General features: G+C 43.4%; 21 protein-coding genes. 9 read left to right on the top strand and 12 right to left on the bottom strand.

The genetic code is table 11. The annotated features are described in order from the left end of the window. Positions 1-14: 14 nt before the first annotated feature. Positions 15-2333 (bottom strand): ABC transporter permease, encoded by a 2319-nt coding sequence (locus NQ546_RS10850; protein WP_004291114.1) that lies wholly within the window; start codon positions 2331-2333, stop codon positions 15-17. 362 nt (positions 2334-2695) lie between these two features. Between NQ546_RS10850 and NQ546_RS10845 the strand changes: the two genes are divergently transcribed. The 9 genes from NQ546_RS10845 to NQ546_RS10805 all read left to right on the top strand — a co-directional run bounded on the left by NQ546_RS10845 (position 2696) and on the right by NQ546_RS10805 (position 13134). Further along, on the top strand, positions 2696-3505 hold the full coding sequence (locus NQ546_RS10845) for a metallophosphoesterase family protein (protein WP_039953377.1): 810 nt from the start codon (positions 2696-2698) through the stop codon (positions 3503-3505). Beyond that, positions 3480-4223, top strand: a complete 744-nt coding sequence (locus NQ546_RS10840; RefSeq protein WP_004291116.1) for a hypothetical protein — start codon at positions 3480-3482, stop codon at positions 4221-4223. The genes NQ546_RS10845 and NQ546_RS10840 overlap by 26 nt, the downstream gene beginning before the upstream one ends. A 148-nt stretch (positions 4224-4371) precedes the next feature. After that, on the top strand, positions 4372-5709 hold the full coding sequence (locus NQ546_RS10835) for a sigma-54-dependent transcriptional regulator (RefSeq protein WP_004291117.1): 1338 nt from the start codon (positions 4372-4374) through the stop codon (positions 5707-5709). A gap of 29 nt (positions 5710-5738) precedes the next feature. Further along, on the top strand, positions 5739-7100 hold the full coding sequence (locus tag NQ546_RS10830; protein ID WP_004291118.1) for a sensor histidine kinase: 1362 nt from the start codon (positions 5739-5741) through the stop codon (positions 7098-7100). A 93-nt stretch (positions 7101-7193) separates the two neighbouring features. Continuing rightward, positions 7194-8648, top strand: a complete 1455-nt coding sequence (locus NQ546_RS10825; protein WP_004291119.1) for a potassium/proton antiporter — start codon at positions 7194-7196, stop codon at positions 8646-8648. A gap of 106 nt (positions 8649-8754) precedes the next feature. Then, positions 8755-10422: a long-chain fatty acid--CoA ligase gene (locus NQ546_RS10820; RefSeq protein ID WP_004291120.1), complete on the top strand. Its 1668-nt coding sequence runs from the start codon at positions 8755-8757 to the stop codon at positions 10420-10422. Between the two features lie 242 nt (positions 10423-10664). Further along, the gene (locus tag NQ546_RS10815) at positions 10665-11960 is read left to right on the top strand and encodes a GNAT family N-acetyltransferase (protein ID WP_004291121.1); all 1296 of its coding nucleotides are present in this window, start codon (positions 10665-10667) and stop codon (positions 11958-11960) included. Positions 11961-11975: 15 nt separating this feature from the next. Then, a complete protein-coding gene (locus NQ546_RS10810) occupies positions 11976-12443 on the top strand; it encodes an alanyl-tRNA editing protein (RefSeq protein WP_004291122.1) in 468 nt (155 codons plus the stop codon). A 247-nt stretch (positions 12444-12690) separates the two neighbouring features. Continuing rightward, positions 12691-13134: an Hsp20/alpha crystallin family protein gene (locus NQ546_RS10805; protein WP_029429243.1), complete on the top strand. Its 444-nt coding sequence runs from the start codon at positions 12691-12693 to the stop codon at positions 13132-13134. A gap of 77 nt (positions 13135-13211) precedes the next feature. Here NQ546_RS10805 and NQ546_RS10800 read toward each other — a convergent pair whose 3' ends face one another. The 11 genes from NQ546_RS10800 to NQ546_RS10750 form a co-directional block, all read right to left on the bottom strand. Continuing rightward, complete coding sequence (locus tag NQ546_RS10800; protein ID WP_004291124.1) at positions 13212-14360, bottom strand: acyltransferase family protein; 1149 nt, start codon at positions 14358-14360, stop codon at positions 13212-13214. A gap of 73 nt (positions 14361-14433) precedes the next feature. Beyond that, entirely contained in the window at positions 14434-14823 is a 390-nt protein-coding gene (locus tag NQ546_RS10795) for a WbuC family cupin fold metalloprotein (protein ID WP_004291125.1), read from the bottom strand. A 475-nt stretch (positions 14824-15298) separates the two neighbouring features. Beyond that, entirely contained in the window at positions 15299-15976 is a 678-nt protein-coding gene (locus tag NQ546_RS10790; protein ID WP_004291127.1) for a PIG-L deacetylase family protein, read from the bottom strand. Positions 15977-16031: 55 nt separating this feature from the next. After that, positions 16032-16919: an NAD-dependent epimerase/dehydratase family protein gene (locus tag NQ546_RS10785; RefSeq protein WP_004291128.1), complete on the bottom strand. Its 888-nt coding sequence runs from the start codon at positions 16917-16919 to the stop codon at positions 16032-16034. 1 nt (position 16920) lies between these two features. Next, the gene (locus tag NQ546_RS10780) at positions 16921-18066 is read right to left on the bottom strand and encodes an ATP-grasp domain-containing protein (RefSeq protein ID WP_004291129.1); all 1146 of its coding nucleotides are present in this window, start codon (positions 18064-18066) and stop codon (positions 16921-16923) included. A gap of 11 nt (positions 18067-18077) precedes the next feature. Next, positions 18078-19046, bottom strand: a complete 969-nt coding sequence (locus NQ546_RS10775) for a hypothetical protein (RefSeq protein ID WP_004291130.1) — start codon at positions 19044-19046, stop codon at positions 18078-18080. A gap of 6 nt (positions 19047-19052) precedes the next feature. Next, positions 19053-19673, bottom strand: coding sequence for a sugar transferase (locus NQ546_RS10770; protein WP_004291131.1), 621 nt, complete (start codon positions 19671-19673; stop codon positions 19053-19055). Positions 19674-20026: 353 nt separating this feature from the next. Continuing rightward, a complete protein-coding gene (locus NQ546_RS10765) occupies positions 20027-20515 on the bottom strand; it encodes a glycosyltransferase (RefSeq protein ID WP_004291132.1) in 489 nt (162 codons plus the stop codon). 10 nt (positions 20516-20525) lie between these two features. After that, complete coding sequence (gene pssD / locus NQ546_RS10760) at positions 20526-21041, bottom strand: PssD/Cps14F family polysaccharide biosynthesis glycosyltransferase (protein ID WP_004291133.1); 516 nt, start codon at positions 21039-21041, stop codon at positions 20526-20528. Next, a complete protein-coding gene (locus NQ546_RS10755; RefSeq protein WP_004291134.1) occupies positions 21025-22008 on the bottom strand; it encodes a glycosyltransferase in 984 nt (327 codons plus the stop codon). Before NQ546_RS10755 ends, pssD begins: the two co-directional genes overlap by 17 nt. A gap of 12 nt (positions 22009-22020) precedes the next feature. Further along, positions 22021-23340: a hypothetical protein gene (locus NQ546_RS10750; protein WP_004291135.1), complete on the bottom strand. Its 1320-nt coding sequence runs from the start codon at positions 23338-23340 to the stop codon at positions 22021-22023. Between the last annotated feature and the right edge of the window lie 15 nt (positions 23341-23355).

The following is a 23355-nucleotide window of genomic DNA, read 5'->3' as shown; positions in this document are numbered from 1 at the left end:
TTTATATTATCTTTTTATTCACTCTTAATACTGTTCACCGGATTTTCGTTGGCTATCCGCCAGGATTTCCAAAGAACACAACCTACTATTATCACCAGATTGACGATTATCACCAGCAGGTATACAATCCAACCGAGAGGAATCTGCTCGGCAAACTGTTCCATCCAGACGCCGTTGATGTACCATGACGCGAGACTTCCGAGAATAACCGCCGGCAATGCCACAACAAGTATGTCCTTAGAAAGCAGTTCCAATATAGAAGATGCTTCCGCGCCGTTCACTTTGCGAATGGCAATCTCCTTACTGCGACGGCGCACTTCATCGGCGGTATATCCTATCAAACCCATCAGCATGACGAAGAACATTGTTATGGCCGCCATCAATGTGGCATTGCGGAACACGCGAACGGAATTATAAGAATCGGTAATCTTCTTTTCATAGCCGATGAAGTCGATAGTCTGATTATGGAAAGCATCAGCTACATCTTTGTTCAGTTGTTGCAGATTCCGGACAAAAGGTTCTTTCAGACGGACATGTATCGTTCCCACGAAATATTTATTGTAGCGTGCAACGAAAGGCATCTTGTCGGCAGTAAAGTCCTCTATCTGAAAATCTTTCAGCACTCCCACCACCTTCATCTGTGCAGTGCCGTCAACATCAACTGTGCGTCCCACAGCATCATTCCCCCAATGCATCATATCTGCGAATGTTTCGTTCACTATAACTTCATCTTCCGTACGGGCCATGCGGCCGGTCTTGAACGTCATGCCCATCATCGCCGGATAATCCTCACGCATATAGTAACAAGCACGTGTGGAGAAGAGCGCATTGCCCGATTCATCGCGAATCATAGATCCGCTGTATCCACTGATAGGCGTATTATTGGCACTGGTAACAGCCTCTACATAAGGAAGCCCCTTAAAAAACTGGAAAGCGGCGTCACACTCTTTTTCCTTATTCCAATAAGCATTGGCAAGCGCCAGCCGTTGCGGGTTATACCCCATATCCTTGTTCAGTACATATTGATATTGCGCCATCACCACACACATAAGTCCGCTGATGAATGCCACACCCGCAAACTGGATGAAAAGCAGCGGACGTTTCCACCCCTTCTTACCCTCGGTGTAACGGCGGAATACCTGAGATACGGGAATACGGGCAAACAATCGCCCCGGCAACACCCCGCCCACTATAAACAATACGCCGATTACCGTCAACGGAACCCAAATGCGCTCCGGAGCAAGCAGTAAGGAGAGCTTTGCCGCAGCAGTATCCTCAAAGAACTCCCGAAAATTCAGCAGCACCAAAGCCATTAAGAGCAAGGCTGCCACAATGATGATGCCCGTCTCCAAAAGGAACATACCGAATATCTTACCGCCGCTTGCACCATTGCACTTATGCACGCCTACCGCTTTGGCACGATAGGTGAGCGAAGAAATGGAAATCAACACATAATTCAACGCCGCTATAAAAAGAATGGCAAAGCCGAGAACGCTCATGATATTACGCATCCGTTTCACACTCTCATAGTTCCGGTATGTATCGCGGATAGGCTTTACAAACGCCGTATATCCATATTTCGTTTTACTCTCTTCCGGACGGTACTTCTCTATCATAGCGTCTATACGTGCGTTCACCACCGACTTGTCCGCACCGGGACGGAAACGGATATATTCAGGATAACTGTCCCCGCCCTGCCATGAATAGTTACCGCCGGAACCTTCGTTCCATAAGGTAGGCATGGAGATAACGGCTTCAGGATTGACAGTAGCGTTTGCGGGCAATGCCTTATACGTGCCCTTCACCATAAAATCCTTCTCGTGATTGTAATTGATGGTCTTCCCTACCGGATCCTCTCCGCCGAATATCTTCTTAGCAAAGCGGTCGCTCAGGAAAATCACATCAGGCTGCTGAAGGTCCTTCACCGGATTGCCACTCAGCACCTCGATACCCATTGTCTGAAAAAAGAGCGAGTCTGCCACAATCTTTTTTTCATCAAAACGAATGTTGCCATTGTACAAAGGAGAATTTTTCCAGTAGCAAGTGCTGGTGGCAGCTTCCACCTGTTCCGGAAAATTCTCCAATATGGCGCCTGCCACAGGACCACAGTTCTGTTCTTGTGGCGGATACTTTTCGCCTTTGACGGTAAATACAGACCAGATTTGGTAAAGGTTGTCATAGTCTTTGTAGCAGGTATCAAAGCTCTGCTCGTATGCAACGCGTGAGAAAAGCAGGATACTCATCGTCAGGCTTAACCCCAAGGAGATAATTTTGATGATGTTCGAGCCGCGTCCCCGGAGCAAAGTTTGAATGACATAATAGATTTGTTTCATACTATATTTATATTGTTATGTTTTTATTTATTATGTTATTTTTCCTGCCTAAGATAATGCAGAAAGCGTGCCAAAACAGTTATAGTACTGGTTGTCAGCAAGTAGTGGACAGACCGTATAAGTATCAGTGTCTAATAATTAGACACAGCCTGTCCAATAATTAGACACAGCAGCCCATCCAGTATGTTCTTATATTCTTCCGTCTGAAAAGAATCCATGTCCTTTTGTATAGTGTTGCAGTGAAACAAAATCTCTTTTACAGGACAGAAAAACGGAAAATAGGACAACTTTTCTATTGAATGAAAACTCTACCTTTGCCCTCAGTTTTCATAGGCATACACTTATATACCAAGCTGATTAATATGATAAAGCCATATAAACCCTTACTCCTATCATTCCTCTGCCTGTTCATGGATGGCTGCGACATGATAGACTATCACCCGTATGATGTGCGCATCAGCGGTGAGACCGACGTAAATGCCCATAACATTGCAGAGATAGAACAGAAATGCAAAGGCAAGACAACGATTAAATTCGTGACTATGGGCGACTCGCAACGCTGGTATGACGAGACGCTGGATTTCGTAGGAGAGATAAATAAGCGCGACGACATCGACTTCGTTATTCATGGCGGTGACATGAGCGACTTCGGTGTTACTGACGAGTTCCTTTGGCAACGCGACATTATGAACAAGCTCCACGTGCCCTATGTTACCTTGATTGGCAACCACGACTGCCTTGGCACAGGAGAAGAGACATATCGCGCCGTATTCGGCGACCCCAACTTTTCGTTCATTGCCGGACGGATAAAATTCGTATGCCTGAACACCAACGCTATGGAGTTCGACTACTCCCGCCCCATTCCCGACTTCACCTTTCTTGAAAACGAAATTACCGACCGTAAAGACGAGTTCGACAAAACCGTAGTGTCCATGCATGTCCGCCCTTATGCCGACCAGTTCAATAACAACGTGGCACGTGTCTTTCACCGTTACGTAACCGAGTTCCCCGGCATACAATTCTGTACCGCCGCCCACGAACACCATGTATTCGAGGAAAACCTCTTCGAGGACGGCATCATGTACTACATGAGCGACTGTATGAAGAACCGCAATTACTATATATTCACCATAACACCCGACGGATATGAACGCGAAGTGGTCTATTTCTAATCAACCCGTACTCGCCGCCGTTATCTGCCTGCTGCTATTGTGGTGCGGCGCGCTTTCTGCGCAAGAAAGAGATACAGTGATTATCGTGAAACACGATACTGTCTACCTGCAACGCAAGCCTGATACCATTGTGACCGGCCGTACACATCACAGCCGTTACGACCGGCGTGTGCACCGCTATCGCAAACATTGGGAAGCCTTGATTCCCACACACACCAAAATACAGTTTGCCGGCAACATGGGTTTGCTGTCACTGGGTACAGGCTGGGATTACGGAAAACGTAACCAGTGGGAAACGGATATATTTCTGGGTGTCCTGCCCAAATATCAGTCCGATTGCACCAAACTGACATTTACCTTGAAGCAGAACTATATCCCCTGGAGCCTGCAAATCAAGGAAAGCCGGTTCTCGGCAGAACCTCTCACCTGCGGTATGTACTTCAACACCGTATTCGGTGACGAATTCTGGGTGAACGAGCCGGACCGCTATCCGAAAGGCTATTACGGCTTCTCGTCCAAAGTACGCATCCATGCTTTTCTGGGACAACGTATCACGTACGACATCGATCCCCGCCGCAGGTTTACGGCAAAGTCCATTACGTTCTTCTATGAACTGAGCACCTGCGACTTATACATAGTAAGCGCCTTCACCAACAAATACCTGAAACCAAGGGATTACCTAAGCCTGTCTTTCGGATTGAAGTTGCAATTGCTGTAAGTCCGCTGCCCGTATCTTAACTGTGATACGGTATGTATTATTCCGGTACTTCTCAATTTATTATTTCATCTTTCTCTCCTTCTTGAAAACATTCTCGGGAAAATGAAATATATTTGTCCTCACAAATATAAAAAGACACTGTTCTGCCATGAAGAAATCCGGAAACATTCTTATCGTTGACGACAATCGGGGCGTACTCACCGCCTTGCAACTGCTGTTGAAACCTTATTTTGATAAAATAACCACCCTTTCCTCACCAGTTACCCTTCCCGGCACCTTGCGCGAAGATACGTGGAAGGTAGTGCTTCTCGATATGAATTTCACGTCCGGCATCAATACCGGGAACGAGGGACTTTACTGGCTGCACGAAATAAAGAAGCAATATCCGTCACTGCCTGTGGTACTGTTCACCGCCTATGCCGACATAGACCTTGCCGTACGCGGAATAAAAGAAGGTGCAACGGACTTTGTCGTCAAGCCCTGGGACAACGGAAAGCTGGTAGAAACCCTGCTCAATGCCGCACAGGACACCCCTACATCCGGAAAGAAGAAAGCAACGGCTGCAACTGCCGTTTCTTCCATGTACTGGGGAGAAAGTTCCGCCATGCAACAACTTCGCATGCTGGTGGAGAAAGTAGCCGTTACCGACGCCAATATACTTATTACCGGTGAGAACGGTACAGGCAAGGAGATGCTTGCCCGCGAAATACACGCCCTCTCCACACGCCACCATAAAGAAATGATAAGCGTGGATATGGGCGCCATTACCGAAAGCCTTTTTGAAAGCGAACTTTTCGGACACATGAAAGGCTCCTTCACCGATGCCCATGCCGACCGTCCCGGTAAGTTTGAGTCTGCCGACCACAGCACTCTCTTCCTTGACGAAATAGGCAATCTCCCCTATCATCTGCAAGCCAAACTGCTGACTGCACTTCAGCGCCGCAGCATTGTACGCGTGGGAAGCAATACGCCTGTCCCGATAGATATCCGCCTGGTTTGTGCCACCAACCGCCACCTATCTGAAATGGCGGATAAAGGAGAGTTTCGCGAGGACCTGCTCTACCGCATCAATACCATTCATCTTGAAATTCCTGCACTGCGAGAACGGCCGGAAGATATTATTCCACTGGCAGAACGCTTCATCACACGCTTCTGCAAGCAATATGAAAAGCCTGCTTTGCGTCTGGACAATTCAGCACGTGAGAAGCTGACGCTGCATCCCTGGTTCGGTAATATCCGCGAGCTGGAGCATGCCATTGAAAAGGCTGTTATTATCTGCGACGGCACATTTCTCTCTGCCGGATCGTTCCAGTTACAACGCAGAAACGAAGCACCGGAAACGCCCGTATCCACCCTTGAAGATATGGAAAAGCAGATGATACGCCAGACACTGGAGAAATGTGGCAGTAACCTCTCGGCTGTTGCCTCGCAACTGGGGATTACCCGGCAAACGCTTTATAACAAAATGAAAAAGTACGGGCTCTGAAAACATAAGAAGCATAAGCCAGAAATAGTATGAAGTATAAGAATATAAACCAATATTATGTTTTTCAGACTGCCGTCAGCCTGTTCATTGCCTTAGCTGCAGGAGCAATGTGGACTTTGTATTTTCTTAAAGCTCCGACATTGCATGGCTTTAACGCCCCTCTGTTCTGGGCTGTCTTCTTCACCGTACTTCTTCCCCTGGCAATACGCCGGCAGCAACGGTTGTACCACCGCCACACCCGCAAAGTCCTTTTCATGCTTGATGCCATTGAAAACAACGACACCGCCATTCATTTCTCCGAGACGGACGGAAACGAAGATAGCCGTCTCATAAACCGTTCTCTGAACCGCGTAGCCCGCATCTTATATAATGTAAAAAGCGAAACTGCCCAACAAGAGAAATACTACGAGCTTATCCTCGACTGCGTCAATACCGGCATCGTCGTGCTGAACGACAACGGAGCCATTTATCAAAAGAACAACGAAGCCCTGCATCTGCTCGGACTGGAAGTATTCACCCACATCCGCCAACTGTCACGTGTGGACAATCATCTTATGGATTTACTCACCACCTGCCGTTCCGGTGACAAATTTCAGGTAGCATTCGGCAACGAACGCGGCACAGTAAACCTCTCCGTCCGCGTCAGCGACATCACCGTCCGCAAGGAACACCTGCGCATCCTCGCCCTGAACGACATCAACAGCGAGTTGGACGAAAAAGAAATAGACTCATGGATACGACTCACACGTGTACTGACCCACGAGATTATGAACACCATAACCCCTATCACCTCCCTTAGCGACACTCTGCTGGAACTCACCGAAGAAAAAATATCCAAAGAAGAGATACGCAACGGTCTGGAAACAATCAGCAGCACCAGCAAAGGATTGCTCGCCTTCGTCGATTCCTACCGCAAATTCACACATATCCCTACTCCCGAACCGACCTTATTCTACCTCAAAGGCTTCATCGGCCGCATGGTGGAGCTGGCACGCCATCAGTATCCCGGTATCCCCGTAACTTTCCATGCCTCCATCGTTCCCAACGACCTGATACTTCATGCAGACGAGAACCTCATTTCACAAGTCATCATCAACCTGCTGAAGAATGCCATGCAGGCTTTTGAGAAGTCCTCCTCTCCAGCAGAGGAAAAGCACATCCATATACGCGCCTATTGCGATGAAGCCGAAGCTGTATTGATTGAAATATCCAACAATGGTCCTGCCATCCCCCCGAACATTGCCGAACATATATTTATTCCCTTCTTCACCACCAAAGAAAACGGAAGCGGAATAGGACTCAGCATCTCCCGGCAAATCATGCGCTTGTCCGGTGGAAATCTCTCCTTGAGACCGGGAAAAGAGACAACTTTTGTACTGAAATTTAATTGAACTAACTAAATATTGTATTTGTTATTAATTATAAATACCTTTGTACACTAAGGTACAAAAAGCATTTATAATAAACTTTATAACACAATACTTATGTTATTTACAGCAGAAAACATTCTACTCGTAGGTTCTATTTTACTTTTCGTCAGCATCATCGTAGGCAAGACCGGTTATCGTTTCGGAGTTCCCGCTTTATTGCTCTTTCTGGTAGTGGGTATGCTCTTCGGCAGTGACGGACTGGGATTGCAATTCCATAATGCAAAAGAAGCGCAATTCATCGGTATGGTAGCCTTGAGTATCATACTGTTTTCGGGCGGTATGGACACTAAGTTTACTGAAATCAAACCCATCCTTTCCCCCGGTATCGTACTGTCCACTTTGGGTGTTCTCCTGACGGCATTGTTCACCGGACTGTTTATATGGTGGCTTTCGGGCATGAGCTGGACCAATATTCATCTGCCGCTAATCACATCCTTGCTGCTGGCTTCCACCATGTCGTCTACCGACTCGGCATCGGTATTCGCCATTCTGCGCTCACAGAAGATGAACCTGAAGCACAACCTTCGCCCTATGCTGGAGTTGGAAAGCGGAAGTAACGACCCGATGGCTTATATGCTGACTATCGTACTGATTCAGTTCATCCAGTCCTCAGGGATGGGCGTTTCCCAAATAGCTCTCTCTTTCGTGATACAGTTTATTGTGGGTGCCGCAGCCGGTTACCTGCTGGGCAAATTGGCCATCCTTATGCTGAACAGGCTGAATATAGACAACCAGTCGCTCTATCCCATATTGCTGCTGTCGTTTGTCTTCTTCACATTCTCCGTTACCGACTTGATGAAAGGCAACGGCTACCTGGCCGTCTACATTGCCGGCATGATGGTGGGCAACAACAAAATTATGCACCGCAAGGAGATTTACACGTTTATGGACGGGTTGACATGGCTTTTCCAAATTATCATGTTCCTTTGTCTCGGTCTGCTTGTCAATCCGCACGAAATGCTGGAAGTAGCCGTCGTAGCACTGCTCATCGGCGTATTTATGATTGTTATAGGGCGGCCGCTCAGTGTATTTCTCTGTCTGCTTCCGTTCGGAAAACGTATCACTCCGACATCCAAGCTCTTCGTTTCCTGGGTAGGGCTGCGTGGTGCGGTTCCCATTATCTTTGCCACCTATCCGGTAGTGGCAGATGTACCCGGCGCCGACGTAATCTTCAACATTGTATTTTTCATCACAATCCTATCTCTCGTCATTCAAGGTACTACCGTCTCAAAAGTGGCGCGCTTGCTGGGACTTTCCACTCCAATGGAAAAGACAGGCAATGACTTCGGAGTAGAGCTGCCCGAGGAAATCGACTCCGACCTGCGCGATGTAACCGTTACCCAAGAGATGCTCGACAAAAAAGGCGACACTCTCAAAAACATGAACCTCCCCCAGGGGACCCTCGTCATGATAGTGAAACGCGGCAATGAGTACCTGATACCCAACGGCACCCTAAAACTCCACGTAGGAGACAAGTTGCTCCTTATTTCTGAAAAGGTCAAAGAATAGGAAATAAAGGAGAACAGTCTCCATGAAAAAAACTTCAAACCACTTGCTTTGCATCACTATAAGCCCTATATTTGCGCAGTTTTAACTAAAGTGTGCAATTATACGAATGGAACAAGAACAACTGTTCATTGACTATATAGAACGAAGCATCGTACAAAATTGGGATAAAAATGCCCTAACCGACTACCAGGGAATCACCCTACAATATAAAGATGTTGCCCGAAAGATTGCAAAATTTCATATCGTATTGGAAAGCGCCGGTATCCGGCCCGGTGATAAAATAGCCGTATGCGGTCGTAACAGCGCCCATTGGGCAGTGTGCTTTCTGGCAACAGTGACCTATGGTGCTGTCATTGTTCCTATTCTCCACGAATTCAAGGCAGACAACATACACAACATCGTCAATCATTCCGAAGCCAAACTTCTTTTTGTGGGCGATCGGGCCTGGGAAAACCTGAACGAAGAAGCTATGCCGCTGTTAATGGGAGTGGTACTGCTGACGGATTTCACTCCGGTCGTTTGCCGGGACGAACGACTCATGGAAGCATTCGAACACCGTAATGCTATCTATGGCGCACGCTATCCCAAAAACTTCCGTCCCGAACATATCTGCTATCGCAAGGAACAGTCTCCTGAAGAATTGGCGGTCATCAATTACACTTCTGGCACCACCGGCTATTCCAAAGGCGTAATGCTGCCTTACCGCAGTTTGTGGTCCAACATAGCCTATTGTCACGAAATGCTGCCTGTGCGTCCCGGTGACCACATCGTTTCCATGCTTCCCTTGGGACACGTTTTCGGCATGGTATACGACTTTCTTTACGGCTTCTCGGCAGGCGCACATCTCTACTTCCTTACCCGCATGCCATCGCCGAAGATTATCGCGCAATCATTCTCTGAAATCAAACCGCGTATCATCTCCTGCGTGCCTCTTATTGTGGAGAAGATTATCAAGAAAAACATCCTGCCGCTTATCGACAACAAAATAGGTAAGCTGTTGCTGCGCATGCCCATCGTCAACGATAAGATAAAAGCCGATATGCGCAAGAAAGCAATGGATGTTTTCGGCGGTAATTTTGACGAAATCATTATTGGCGGCGCTCCTTTCAATGCCGATGTGGAACGCTTCCTCAAGCAGATAGGCTTCCCCTACACCATTGCCTACGGTATGACAGAATGTGGCCCTATCATTTGTTCCAGCCGTTGGGAAACCCTGAAACTCGCCTCATGCGGAAAAGCCACTACCCGCATGGAGGTGAAGATAGACTCTCCCGATCCTCAAAATGTAGCGGGCGAAATTATCTGCCGAGGAACCAATCTTATGCTGGGATACTACAAGAATACCGAGGCTACCTCGCAAATCATCGATGTCAACGGCTGGCTGCATACGGGCGACCTTGCCACAATGGATGCAGACGGCTACGTCACCGTACGCGGACGTAGCAAAAATATGCTTCTAACCTCCAGCGGACAGAACATATACCCTGAAGAGATTGAAAGCAAACTGAACAACATGCCTTACGTATCGGAGTCTTTGATTGTATTGCAGCACGACAAACTCGTCGCCCTGATATATCCCGACTTCGACGATGCCTTCGCTCATGGACTCCAACAGGCCGATATAGAAAAAGCAATGGAAGCCAACCGAAATGAGCTGAACCTACTATTGCCGGCATACAGCCAGATAACCAAAGTGAAGATACACTTTGAGGAATTTGAAAAGACCGCCAAGAAGAGCATCAAACGCTTCATGTATCAGGAAGCTAAAGGCTGAAATTCTTAAAAAAGATATAGCAAAGGACGAAAATATATAAGAAGTGTTATAAAACATACTTTTTTTCTTGGATAGTTTGCAAATATTCCAAGAGTCCGTATCTTTGCAATGTGTTTTTCATAGTATTAGATTTAAGGTTAACAAAGGTTGGAGTACAGCGGTACTCCTTTTTTTATGTCTATACTTTTCATTCCTTGAAATATTCATTATCTTTACCTTAAAATAAAAAGAAAGGAAAAGAAATGGATATACACACTTTCATCAGTAACTATCAGGAAGCATTCGGCATGCAAGCTGAACTCCCCATCACATTCTGGTACTCCGACCGATTGGAAGCTCCAACAGAGAAAATAAACGGTTGCTTGTTCAAATGCATGAAGTTAGTCAGAGAAGGAAAGACAGTCAGCCTTAATGCAGAGACAATGGGCTGCGGTGGCGGAAAGTTCTACACCGGATTTACGGAAATGCCGGAACATGTTCCTAACTTCGTATCCCTAAAAGAAAAATATAAGAGAACTCCCGAAATGGTAACCGACTTCATTCGGGAAATCCAAGTGCCCAAAGCCAAGAAAAATTACCTGCATTTTGCACGCATAGACCGAATATCCTCTTTTGATGATGTGGAAGGCATATTATTCCTCGCTACTCCTGACATTCTATCGGGCTTGGCCACCTGGGCATATTATGACAACAATGCACCGGATACGGTTTCATCTCCATTCGGCTCAGGATGCTGTTCTGTTGTGACCCAAACGATTCTCGAAAATCAAAAGCAAGGAAGACGTACTTTCTTAGGATTCTTCGATCCGTCTGTCCGTCCCTGTTTCGAAGCAGACATATTAAGTTTTGCTGTTCCGATGTCACGATTCAAAGTGATGTACCACACAATGCGCGAAAGTTGCCTGTTCGATACGCATGCGTGGGGAAAGGTTAAAGAAAGGATACAAAAAAGCCCTCAAGAAGAAGTCTCTTCCAATCGTCCTGCCGTTTCATTCAGGATTCTGCCTGATATACAGCTACGTGAAGTGAGGATAGAAGACGCTGCCGCTATTTATCACGCCATCGATACACATCGGGATTATATGCGTATCTGGTTGCCATTTGTCGACACTCTGAAATCTACGACCGACGAAGAGGAGTTCCTAAAAGGCGTACTTTCTGCTCCTGATGACCGCTACGAACCTATATTCGGCATCTGGAACGAGCATAATGAAATCTGCGGATTAATAGGGTTTCATTTCTCCGACTTTGCCAATCATCGTACGGAAATCGGATATTGGCTCCTACCGGAGTATCAACATCGCGGCATCATGACCCAGTGCGTTCGCTGCTTATGTCGATGGGCCATTGAGACAAAAGAAATAAAGCGCATACAAATCCGTTGTGCCACAGGCAATGCGGCAAGCAATGGTATCCCTCTTCGATTGGGCTTTCGGCTCGAAGGGACGGAACGCGCCGGTGAATTGTTAGCGTCGGGAGAGTATACCGATGTACATGTTTACAGTATATTAAAAGAAGAAATAGAAGCATCATTCTAAAGAAACAAGTAATTTATGGAACAAACTATTCAGCTCAACGAGCACAATAAGCAGGAGTATCCCCCTATGCACACCTGCGAACACATCATTAACCAGACAATGATAAGACTATTCGGCTGTGGACGCTCTGTCTCAGCACACATAGAGCGCAAAAAAAGCAAACTAGACTACCGTTTGACAGCTTGCCCCACAGAAGAACAAATCAAGAATCTGGAAAATACGGTAAACCAAATAATAATGCAGCATCTCCCTGTTACTACCGAATTCATCACTCAGGAAGAGGCAAAAGGACGTTTCGACTTGAAACGCTTGCCGGAAGACGCTTCAGAAACTGTACGCGTAGTAAAAGTAGGCGATTACGATGAATGTCTTTGCATCGGCACGCATGTTGCCAATACATCCGAAATAGGCACATTCAAAATTATCAGCCACGATTGGGATGGAGAGAACAAGCGCTGGCGGATACGTTTTAAATTAGTATGAAAATCAAACAAAATTAAATAAAAAGATAGTAATATTGGCATTATATAAGTAAAATAGTCAGCATCTTTATGACAAATAGTCAATAAAGTCAACACTAACCTATTGGCATGCAGTTTGCGATATACCAAGTGAACGACGGTTCGGAAAACAAATGATAAAAGCCGAAAGACGGACATCTGGAAACAACGAAAACCGAAGTTCAGAACAAACTGAATGTATAACTTTTAAAAGATAGGAGACTATGATTATGATGCCTGTAAGAAGAACTCAGAATTGGTTACCAAGTATCTTTAACGATTTCTTTGACAACGATTGGATGGTAAAAGCCAATGCAACTGCACCTGCCATCAATGTGTTTGAAACAGAAAAAGAATACAAAGTAGAGTTGGCAGCTCCCGGCATGACAAAGGAAGACTTCAACGTTCATATCGATGAAGAAAACAACCTGGTCATCAGCATGGAGAAGAAAACGGAAAGCAAGGAAGAAGGCAATAAAGATGAAAAGAGAGAAGGTCGCTATCTGCGTCGCGAGTTTTCATATTCCAAATTCCAACAGACAATGATCCTTCCGGATGATGTTGACAAAGAAAAGATTTCCGCCCAAGTAGAAAATGGCGTATTGAATATCAATTTGCCGAAATTCACTGAACAGGAAAAAGAAAAAGCTAAAAGATTCATTGACGTGAAATAAAGTAACTGGTAATTAGGGAAATGCCCCGGTGCAATGTGATTAGCATCGGGGCATTTTTATAATATCATAATTGATAATCAACATTTGGCTTCTTTCCTCTTTCCTTTCAGGAAACGGTTTGTCAACCAACTGCGTATAGGCTCATCATAAAGTTTTAAGCAAGCATAAGCAAGAATGAAAGATCCGGCAAAGGTTAATATCATATAAGGTATACCCTCCGCCAAAGTTGCATTATTATTACATACCCATGCCGTATAAGTGTATATCAATGGATAGTGCGTTATATATACCGGATATGAAATATCTCCCAAGAACTTGCACATTTTAGTGGAACGTTTACCGGTTATTTTCCCTCCAGCCCCCATAGAGACAATCACAGGAAAAACAAACAGTATGCAGCAAGCCTCGTACAGCCCATTCATCCAGAAGTGATTTTCTCCACCCAAACGAGGAAAAGACAAGATCACTACAATCATCAGGCTACACCACCAGAAGGCACGTTTTTTAATGTGAACCAACCATCCCAATCGGAACAACAGCAGTCCGCCGAAGAATGGATACATCAATCGAACAATTCCCACATATTGCTGTCTCCAATTCAACGACCAACCGCCAACGATATCTCCTGTTGGTGCTGTGAGGCAATAATGTACCGTAAAACATCCGGCTATCAAGACTAAAACAGTCAAAGCTGTTTTGCTGAATCGCCGAACGAATAGCGCATAAAGGATATTACCTATGTATTCAAAATAAAGCGACCAAGCCGGAGCATTCAGCGGATGCATCTCCGCCCAACCGCGAATGTCCCATTTCAAAGGAAGCGGAAGTAAAGTACATCCCAGCAGCATAACCAATAACATAGTTCCTACCGTTGTATTTTGGATGGGCGGGAAACAAGGAGACTCCTGAAAAAAGAAAAATACCGCCCCTACGATACTCCCTACTATAACCATCGGATGCAAACGTATAATACGTCGTTTGAAAAAAGTGACGGTACTCATCCGGTTCCAACGATCATCATAGGCATAACCTATAACAAAGCCGGAAAGCATAAAGAAAAAGTCTACCGCCAAATAACCATGGTTGATAATCTGTTCCAAGTGATTGCCGCCCGCATGTGCTTCAAAAAGATGAAAAATTACAACCATGACTGCTGCTACACCACGAAGCCCATCGAGTATTTCATAATGCGGTTTCGAGGCAAGATAAGAGTTTTGCGTGTTCATTCAGATATTAAGATGTTTATTTAGCACGCAAAGATACAAAAAAAGAGATACTTCAAAAAGACCGGACGAACAGTTACTCTAAAATATCTTCCTTATCTAAAGGCATATACGGTCCATCCTTCACTTCAAATATAACGGAAGGTTCCAGAACTTCCAAAGTATGCCACTGCCCTTTCGGAATATGAACCCCATAAATTCCATTTCCGGGATACAGTTCATAGCGCTCCCTCTCTCCCCCATCAGCATTGTAGAACATCACATTAATGTGCCCACGCAGTAGAATATAGGTTTCTGCTGTATGCCGATGCCGATGTATGGGCAGCGCAGTCCCTACTTCCAACGCATTAAGCAACCGTTGTGCTTTGGCGTCCAAAGTTTCATGCAAATTGAAGTTCATACGCAACCGTTCACTCTCTTTGGCCTGACCGGATACCTGATCCAGTAATTGATTGTCTATTATCATGTTGTTGTTAAGTAAACTTTGTACAAATATTTACGTCTAATAGTAGCACAACTGAGAATCAAATATTTACCTTACGATCCGCACTTATATGCTTTTAGTAGAACGCCACAAAGATAGTATTTTTTTTGTCTTGAAGTATTTTACCCTGCAATTCAACCGCACCGTAACGACTATTCAACCAATGCATCCTCATTGTAAACATCAGGTTACAGATCACATTCAGAACATCAATCCGAATCGACGAAAACTTCTTCGATATTTTTTCAGCAAACAATTGCGATACAAAGATGAAGTATAAACAAAGAAAACAGCCCGATGGAGGCTGTTTTCTAAAAGTAGTTTATAACATATTAATTTCATATGTAAACAGAGTAAAAGTTCTATCAAACACATTTTACTTCAATTATGAATATCTTTTGATTTTCAACTATTATTTATCTATCAGTTATTATCTCTTATTATTATGTATTATTATTTAATAAGTTCGTAGTACAACTTCAAATGCTTCCGCATAATTCACTCCCCATTGACTACCTCTGACTGCTGCCAACCCGTAGATATATTCAGCAGAACGTGGATGCGGATAAGGACGCATCACACCTCTATACATAGACAATGCTTTTATTTTAGCATCAATCCCCTCTTTTTCCACTTCTACATAACAATTTGGACGAAACAAATTCATAGCACTGTTAATGGCCCATTCCGAACATGACGGAACTTCCATATACCAGAATTCCTTTACACGTTTAACCTCTGGTCTGCGCTGGAACAGGCGAATAGCCTCCTGACACGCCATTGAAGTCTGTAAGTGATCGTTGTTTGTATCAGCAGGATGATGCGTGATTACCACATCCGGCTCGCTCTCCTTGATAGCAGACTCAATGAACTGTACCAGTTTCAGGTGAGGCACAGTGTTCATTTCGATGTTCGGAAAAATTCCCTCATAAATCTTGTTCACCCCAAGGAACTTATTCGATGCATTCGTATCATCCTCAAGTTCATTGTCCTCCGGACGGAATGCACGTGCCTTTGCCTCTGTACACATAATGCACACATCAATAATATCACCATTATGCGACCATTTCCACATCGAAGCACCAGAACCAAGAGTCTCATCGTCAGGATGAGCAACTACAAGTAAGTATTTCATGCTATTATTTAATTAAATTCATAAGTGGGTATTCTTCAACCATCATAAGCAAGGGTTACACAACCATATGTGCATTAGCGATTCTGCGAATACTCTCCTCGTAACTCACCACACGATATCTGCCATCAAAGTGGTTCGACAACTCCATATCGTACACAATGCTGCCGAACGCTTTATGGATAAAGCCCAACTGAGGTACTTTGCTCAACAAACGAAGAACAGGATTGAAGATGCGAGTCTGCCACATCTTGTTACCCACAGCCTTGGCTATGTCAGCTACAATCTTACTAACCTCAATGTAGCATTCCTGCTGCGGATAATAAATACCCCCCTTATTGTTCTCAATAATCAGACATATCAACTCACAAAGATTGTCCACATATACCATACTCTGCCTGTTTTCCAGTTTAGGGAAAACAGGCATCTTCTTTGCAAAATTCACCAGACGAGGAAAGTTGTCACGTGCAAACTCGCTATAGATTAATGGTGGACGTATGATAGCAATCTGAAATGTATCATCCACCAGCTTCTGTAATCCTCTTTCTGCCATCATCTTACTCTTGCCGTAGATAGTAGGTTCAGATGGTATAGTCTCTGCCGTAATTATCTTCTCCTCGCCCAATCCGCTCATATCGCCATACACAATCTGACTACTCATCTGTACGAACATAGGTACACCCTCGTTTTTTGTCTTGGTTGCTACATCGATAGGTAGCTGACCATTCACAGCATAATACTGTTCCTCACTACCCTGACGTGCATTTGCATGAGCCAAACCGCTCACATTATAAACCGCGTCATATCCGTGGAAGTCAGCCTCCACCCACTTTCGGTTCATACTATCTACCGCATCTATCTGCCAGCCAGGATAGTTTTTATTAATATATTCTGTAAACTTACCACCGATATATCCACCGATGCCAATGAGCATTACTTTCTTCATATTACTTAAAGTTTTCCCAGTTCTTAATCACCTCATCCCAAGGGCCACGATCCTCCTTGTCGTAGAGATATACACACTTGGCGTCTTTGAAATCGCGAAGCCACTCGGCAAACGAACACATACCGCCCTCTACACGCTTAGCATAGTCAATCACTTCACTCATACTAGTAAAAGGCTCAAACTCCTTGCGGTCAGCTGGATCAATACAGCCATTCTCCATACCCTTGATCCAAAGGTAAGGCAAAGGCATACCGACAAACTTTCCCGTCGGATTCCAAGCCGAAGCACGAAAGTTAATTTCCATAAAGTAATATATACCCTCCTTATCAATCAGGAATTCCACCTCAAATATACCTTCAAAACCGATTTCCTCGAACATTGCCTGAAGTTTCTTCTCCATCTCCTTATCCTCAAACATCTTCACATCATGATAAGGACTGTAGTAACCCTGAATCAAGTATTTCCACTTCATCTCAGTCACAATTTGCATCTCCTTACCTTTGTTGATACAGTAACCTTCGAGCGCCATTTCATTCTGTTTGTCCACAAAGTGCTGGATCATAATCAGCGGGCTCTCAATCTTAACGATAGCCTCACGAAGTTCCTGCTCATTCTGACATATATATACATCAGACTTCCAACTACCCGAGTTTGGCGAAATGTCCTTGGTGATAATCGGGTACCAAAGATTCTCTGGCAGTTCATCTTTCTTACTGATCACATACGAATCCAGCACATTGAAGCCATGCCTCTTTGCCAACAACTGAATCTCATACTTGTCCATAAACTCGTTGATTCTACCTGTACGATCCGCATTGTAAGTGATAAAATTATCCTTCCACTCATCATAGTGCAAGTCAAAGTACCCCACCGATTTATCGTCCGAGAATACAATGTAAGGTTTCTTACCGGTCTCCTCCGCCAGATGACCATACAGCTTCATCAGCAAACGGAAACCATCCTCTACCGAGTCCACACGATGTAACTCCGAAATATACTTGCTCTTCGTAGCCACCTCGTATCTACGCTTCACTGAGATGTAAACAGGATTGATACCATTCTCGCCCAAGGCACGAATCATGTTCAGCGGATTATAGTGTTCCAGTGCAAACACTATGCACAGGTGACCGTTGTATTGATTATTCATTGTTATATAGTTTATTTATTCTTGATTACATTTACCAGATAGTCCATCTCCTCCTTACCATAACGCTGATCAATGGTAATCGGAATAATGTAGCGACTAATCCAGTACTCAAAGCTCTCTACAGATTGCTCCTCGCAAATATAACTCCACCAGTGTCCCTGGAAGTGCTTGACCGCAAACAGCTTTTGAATCAATGCATCATCCTCCACTACCAAGGGATACACCATTGGAATGGTCTCCTCATCCATATAACGAGTAGGTTCAATCTTATTAATGCCACTCAAACACCTATGCACATAAGTAAAATTTTCCTTACGCTTCTGCTGGTTGTAGATATAATCTTCCGCATCCATCAGCGTACGGGTCAGTTTCGACATCTGCATACAATCCTCGGTGTCAATGCGATGCTCGTTCAGACTACGTGCCTCATAGCCCTTACCCTCACAGCCATATTCAATTCGCTTCAAAAGGAAAGTTGCCGTATCCGAACTGTAACATTGCGGGTATTCCTCCACATACTTGTGCGCATCCTTACCAATAACATATGCACCATCAGGAACACCTACAAATTTCCGACACGAATATACAGTCAAAGCCCCCTTCACCGGATGGCAGAAGAACGCCTGTGCACAATCGATGATGATATGCACATAAGGCTTAGCTAATTCAGTCATACGTTCGCTTGACATGATGCCGTAATAATTTACCAACAATACCGCATCATCCTCTTTGACTTCAATATCCAACGGATTCCAGTCTTTGTCCTGATGATAGAAGCACATCTCCACACCCTTCTTTTCAAAAGTCTTGCGAATTGAGTCACACTGGTAAATCGGAATCCAAATGCGTTTGCATCCGGTTACACGAAAAGCATGCCAAATACCCATGCGCCCAGTGTTCAGTCTGGCAATATCAGTCTCTTGGCGGTAGAGTTCACGATCTTTCGGCAGTTGCAACTCAAGGAATGAACCTATTTCCATCTTTGCTTATCCTTTTCGATCAACAATTTGATCGTCAGTCATTTTCGGGGCACGCACACTATCAACAGGACGCTGACAACCGAGTACAATGGCAAACGTTTTATAGAACACCAGCCAATCCAGTTTCAAGTTCCAGTTACGCACATAGTAAAGATCAAACTCAGCCATCTGTCGGCGGTTCTCCGACTCTCCCTCATGTACAGCCTCCCAACCGGTAATACCAGGGCGCATCGACTGACGCTCCTGCTGCTCAGCCACGGTCATCACCAGCATCTCTTTAGCCAAGATAGGACGAGGTCCGATAAACGACATCTCACCCTTCAGAATATTCCATATTTGGAAGAGTTCATCCATGTTTGTCTTGCGCACAATTTTGCCCCAGTTCTTCAATCGCACCTCATCGGGCAGCAACTCACCGTTCTCATCGCGCTCATTGGTCATCGAACGAAGCTTGTATAAAGCAAACAGCTTGTTCTTGTAGCCCACACGTTCTTGCTTGAAGATAGGTGATGCCTCAGGCGACACCGCCTTCACAAAGATAATTCCGCATATCAACACCAATGATACCGGAATAAACAGAATCAATGCCAGCATCAAGTCAAAAAACCTTTTTACAATTTTTTCCATTGTATTTTATTTTTCACTTATTCAATTATAACTATCTATTTTCCGCATAGAACTATAAACAGCTCATTTATTATGATTTACAGATATAGTAAATAATTGGATTTAACTTTCATTCATTGATAAAGAATAATAAACGAGCCTTATCTTCAGGCTTTAATGATAAGTTGTTAGCGTCCAATTTTGACGTGTCTCATATAGAAAACCGTATTTAAGCGTATTCCTTATAAATCTTGTCAAAAGTCGGATTATCTTTTAGTGTTTATTATTAGCAATTCCGATGATCACCGGTCATAAATTCTCATAATCGATACGGTTGATTAACTAGTCTTCCTATAGGAAAACAATTTCGTCATTTACATCTTGAGTTCTACGCCCCATTTATTGAGCAACTTCTCCACTTCACTAGGTATCCCGCATGTGAAATCATTTTCACGAGGAGTAAAATCGTCTAACTTTTCCCAAGCATCCACAATAGAATAGGTTCCATCCAGTATGTACCCCTCCTGAGAAAGTTTGCGAACAAGTTCTGTTTGGTGGTCGTTCAGCATCTCATTATATTTCTTTAAACGAGCTACTGCTATACACTTCTTCCCTTTCTGTATGGCACTAAATAAAGCGCCACTACCAGCATGACTGATCACCACATCAGCTTTTGCTATGTACTCCTTAAACTCATTCTCGGCCACATATTCCAAACATTTAATGGTGTCAGAGGTATAATGTGTATTACCCAATTGAACTATAAATTCGTGAGCAGGATGTAATGTATCTATGAGTTCCTCCACCATCTGCAAACAGCGAGGAAACTGATTGCCTTGTGTCCCTAATGTTATAAATACCATAATTGTGTGTTTATACTAATGTCCCACAATACTTTGCTCCGGGATAGAATTTAAGCATCTCTGGCCACTGCACAAAGATTTGGTCGGCCATCTTATACACCAAAAATCCAGTCATCGAGCGTGCATACACCTTGGCACGAGTTTCAATAAAAATAATTTTGCTACCATGGAGTTTGCCAATAATAAACAGAGATACGGCAATATTACTGCCGGTGGAGATAATCACCTTGGGACGATACTGTTTCCATATCTTTCGACTGGCAAAAAACATCTGAAAGTACACAGCCAAAAATGACCACCGACTACCGCTCTCGTTGTCCTTCACTTCCTTACGTCGTGAAGACTCACCCTCTATAATTTCAATATGTCCAATATTCTTCAAAGTTAGCATTTCCTTGGTTGCTCGCACATTGTCTGTCACCAATACAGACTCATACTTACCGAACAATTCTTTCATTGCCATCATCTGGCTGAAATGTCCACCTTGGTTACAAGCGAACATTACGGTATTAGTTAGTTTTGACATTATTTTTAACACCAATTACTGAACGATACAAGTCATAAATTTTATTTGCAACCGAATCCTCATCCAATTGCAGTTGGATTATTTTGTCTCTTCCCAACAAACCATTTTTCTTATGCAAAATCGATTCTGCAACCAACTGAGCAAGTTCCTCTGCATTGTGTTCTTTTGAAACAAAACTATCCTTTACCCCTTCAAGCAATACCTTTACATCGCCAACTGGAGTTGATACACAAGGAAGATTGCAACACATAGCTTCTTTTACAGCTTGAGGGGAACCTTCAGACTTCGATGTCATTAGCAGCAAATCACTGTTTGAATACAATTGTGCTATTTGCTGACGAGTCATATTCTTCAGTTCACGTTCCTCTGCATCAATATTATACTTCTGCTTCAGAATCTCAAGCGTTTCACAAAAAAGAGAATAATTCTTTACCTGACGCTCATGATTACTTGGAAATACAATCTGCACCTTATCATGAACCTCCGTCTTTTCTAATGGTTTGAAAGTTTGCAAATTTACAGCACATGGTACCATATAAATCTTTGAACAATAAGGTTTGACCAAAGACTCCATATCATCATTCAGGATAACGGCTACATCAGAATGCTTTGCTGCAATTCTCGACACAAAAACCGATAATTTTCCATTACCACCTTTGGGCTGTATATCGCTTCCATGGAATGTGGTAATCGTTGGCAAATGCTTTAAAAAAGGATTAAGATGATACATTCCTGCCAATCCATAGTGAATATGCACTAAATCGTAATTACCTTTATTTATTTTCTTTGCAACACCAAGTATCGACTTCATGTATTGCCACTTATCACCGAAACCATTGATATAATACACAACAAAATTTACATCTGGATGCAATCGTTTAATGGCCTGCACTTGTTCATAAACAAAAATACCATGATAAGGATGCTCCTTGGTCGGATAGACATTTGTAACTATCAAAACGTTCATAGATATGCTCTCCTAAAAAGCAACATTATAAAAAAATATCATTGTCATTATACCAGCAATATATACCTTATGAAACTTAAGTTCCTTTTCCTCTATGTTCTGAATTCCATAAGCTGTCAAAATCATTATAAACGGAAATACGATATAACGATATCTGAAATTGAAAGAAAAAGACATCATTAAAACCATCATACTGTTAAGCAATATGGTCGATAGTATAACAAAAACATGATCTCTCCTATTAATTGCCTTGATAAACCCTCCTATGAAAAGCGATCCCCAAAGGATGGATATGAAGACCGTAAAATTTGGCATTGTAATATAAGAAATTTTATCGGCAGTTGAAACAAATGAAGGAATCGGTCCTACAAATGCGAACAAACTGTTTGCTATCATAGATAAAATTCCTCCCAAGTTAGAATCGGCATAGTGCATAGCATGCATATCATTAAACACATTTTCCGATAAACCTCTCATTGCTAATAGATAAGCAGTAAGTTGTGTCCCAATATATATACAAACACCAAACAACAATACTAATATAAATACGTTCCTTAAGTTAAGTTTTACATATTTCGCAAACCTTACTGACACAATTGCAAGAATCAACATTGGTAAGAATGCCAATCGGAATAATACAGTCAATGCAGAAAAAAGAATCAACATCAACAAATTACCAATATTCTTTATTGTATAGTAACGAATAGAATAATAGATTGCACCGACAACAAATAAAGTAAAGAAATTTTCCTTAAGACCATTTGCAGAGGTCACAACCGAATAGGATAACGTACCCAAAATAGCAATCACTAGTTTGGAATATTCAGAACTAATATAGTAGTTAGCAATTTTATAAGTATAATTACACAACATGGTGACGGCTACACTATTTGCCAAAAGTGCCACATGTATGCCAAAATCATTTCCAAACATTCTATAGATAAAATACAAGATATATGCAAATCCCGAATCATCCAAATCATGATCTTCTATACAAAAATTCATGAAATCTGATAGCGAATATCTGCTAGCCTTGAGTGCGTCCATATGATAGTCCAAGGCATCCATAGGAATTGGCCCAAGAGGGTCATTCCAATGTTCGATATAAAACAAACGGATGACTACACTCATTATAAAATGTGCAGAAAATATTATGAATAAAAGACTGCCTCTAGTTGTTTTCTGACTAATTGATAAAACAAACAAGCTGATCATTACCATCATAATCTGCATAGACAAAACACCTACATCAGGTACAAGCTTCTGTCCAGACAATATCAAACAAGCAATTAAAAGAAAGATATACGAAACTCCCAAAAATCGAGAGTTCATAAACCTTATTGAGGA

The organism is Bacteroides eggerthii (assembly GCF_025146565.1).
Lineage (GTDB): Bacteria > Bacteroidota > Bacteroidia > Bacteroidales > Bacteroidaceae > Bacteroides > Bacteroides eggerthii.
This window is presented reverse-complemented; position numbering and strand designations above follow the sequence as displayed.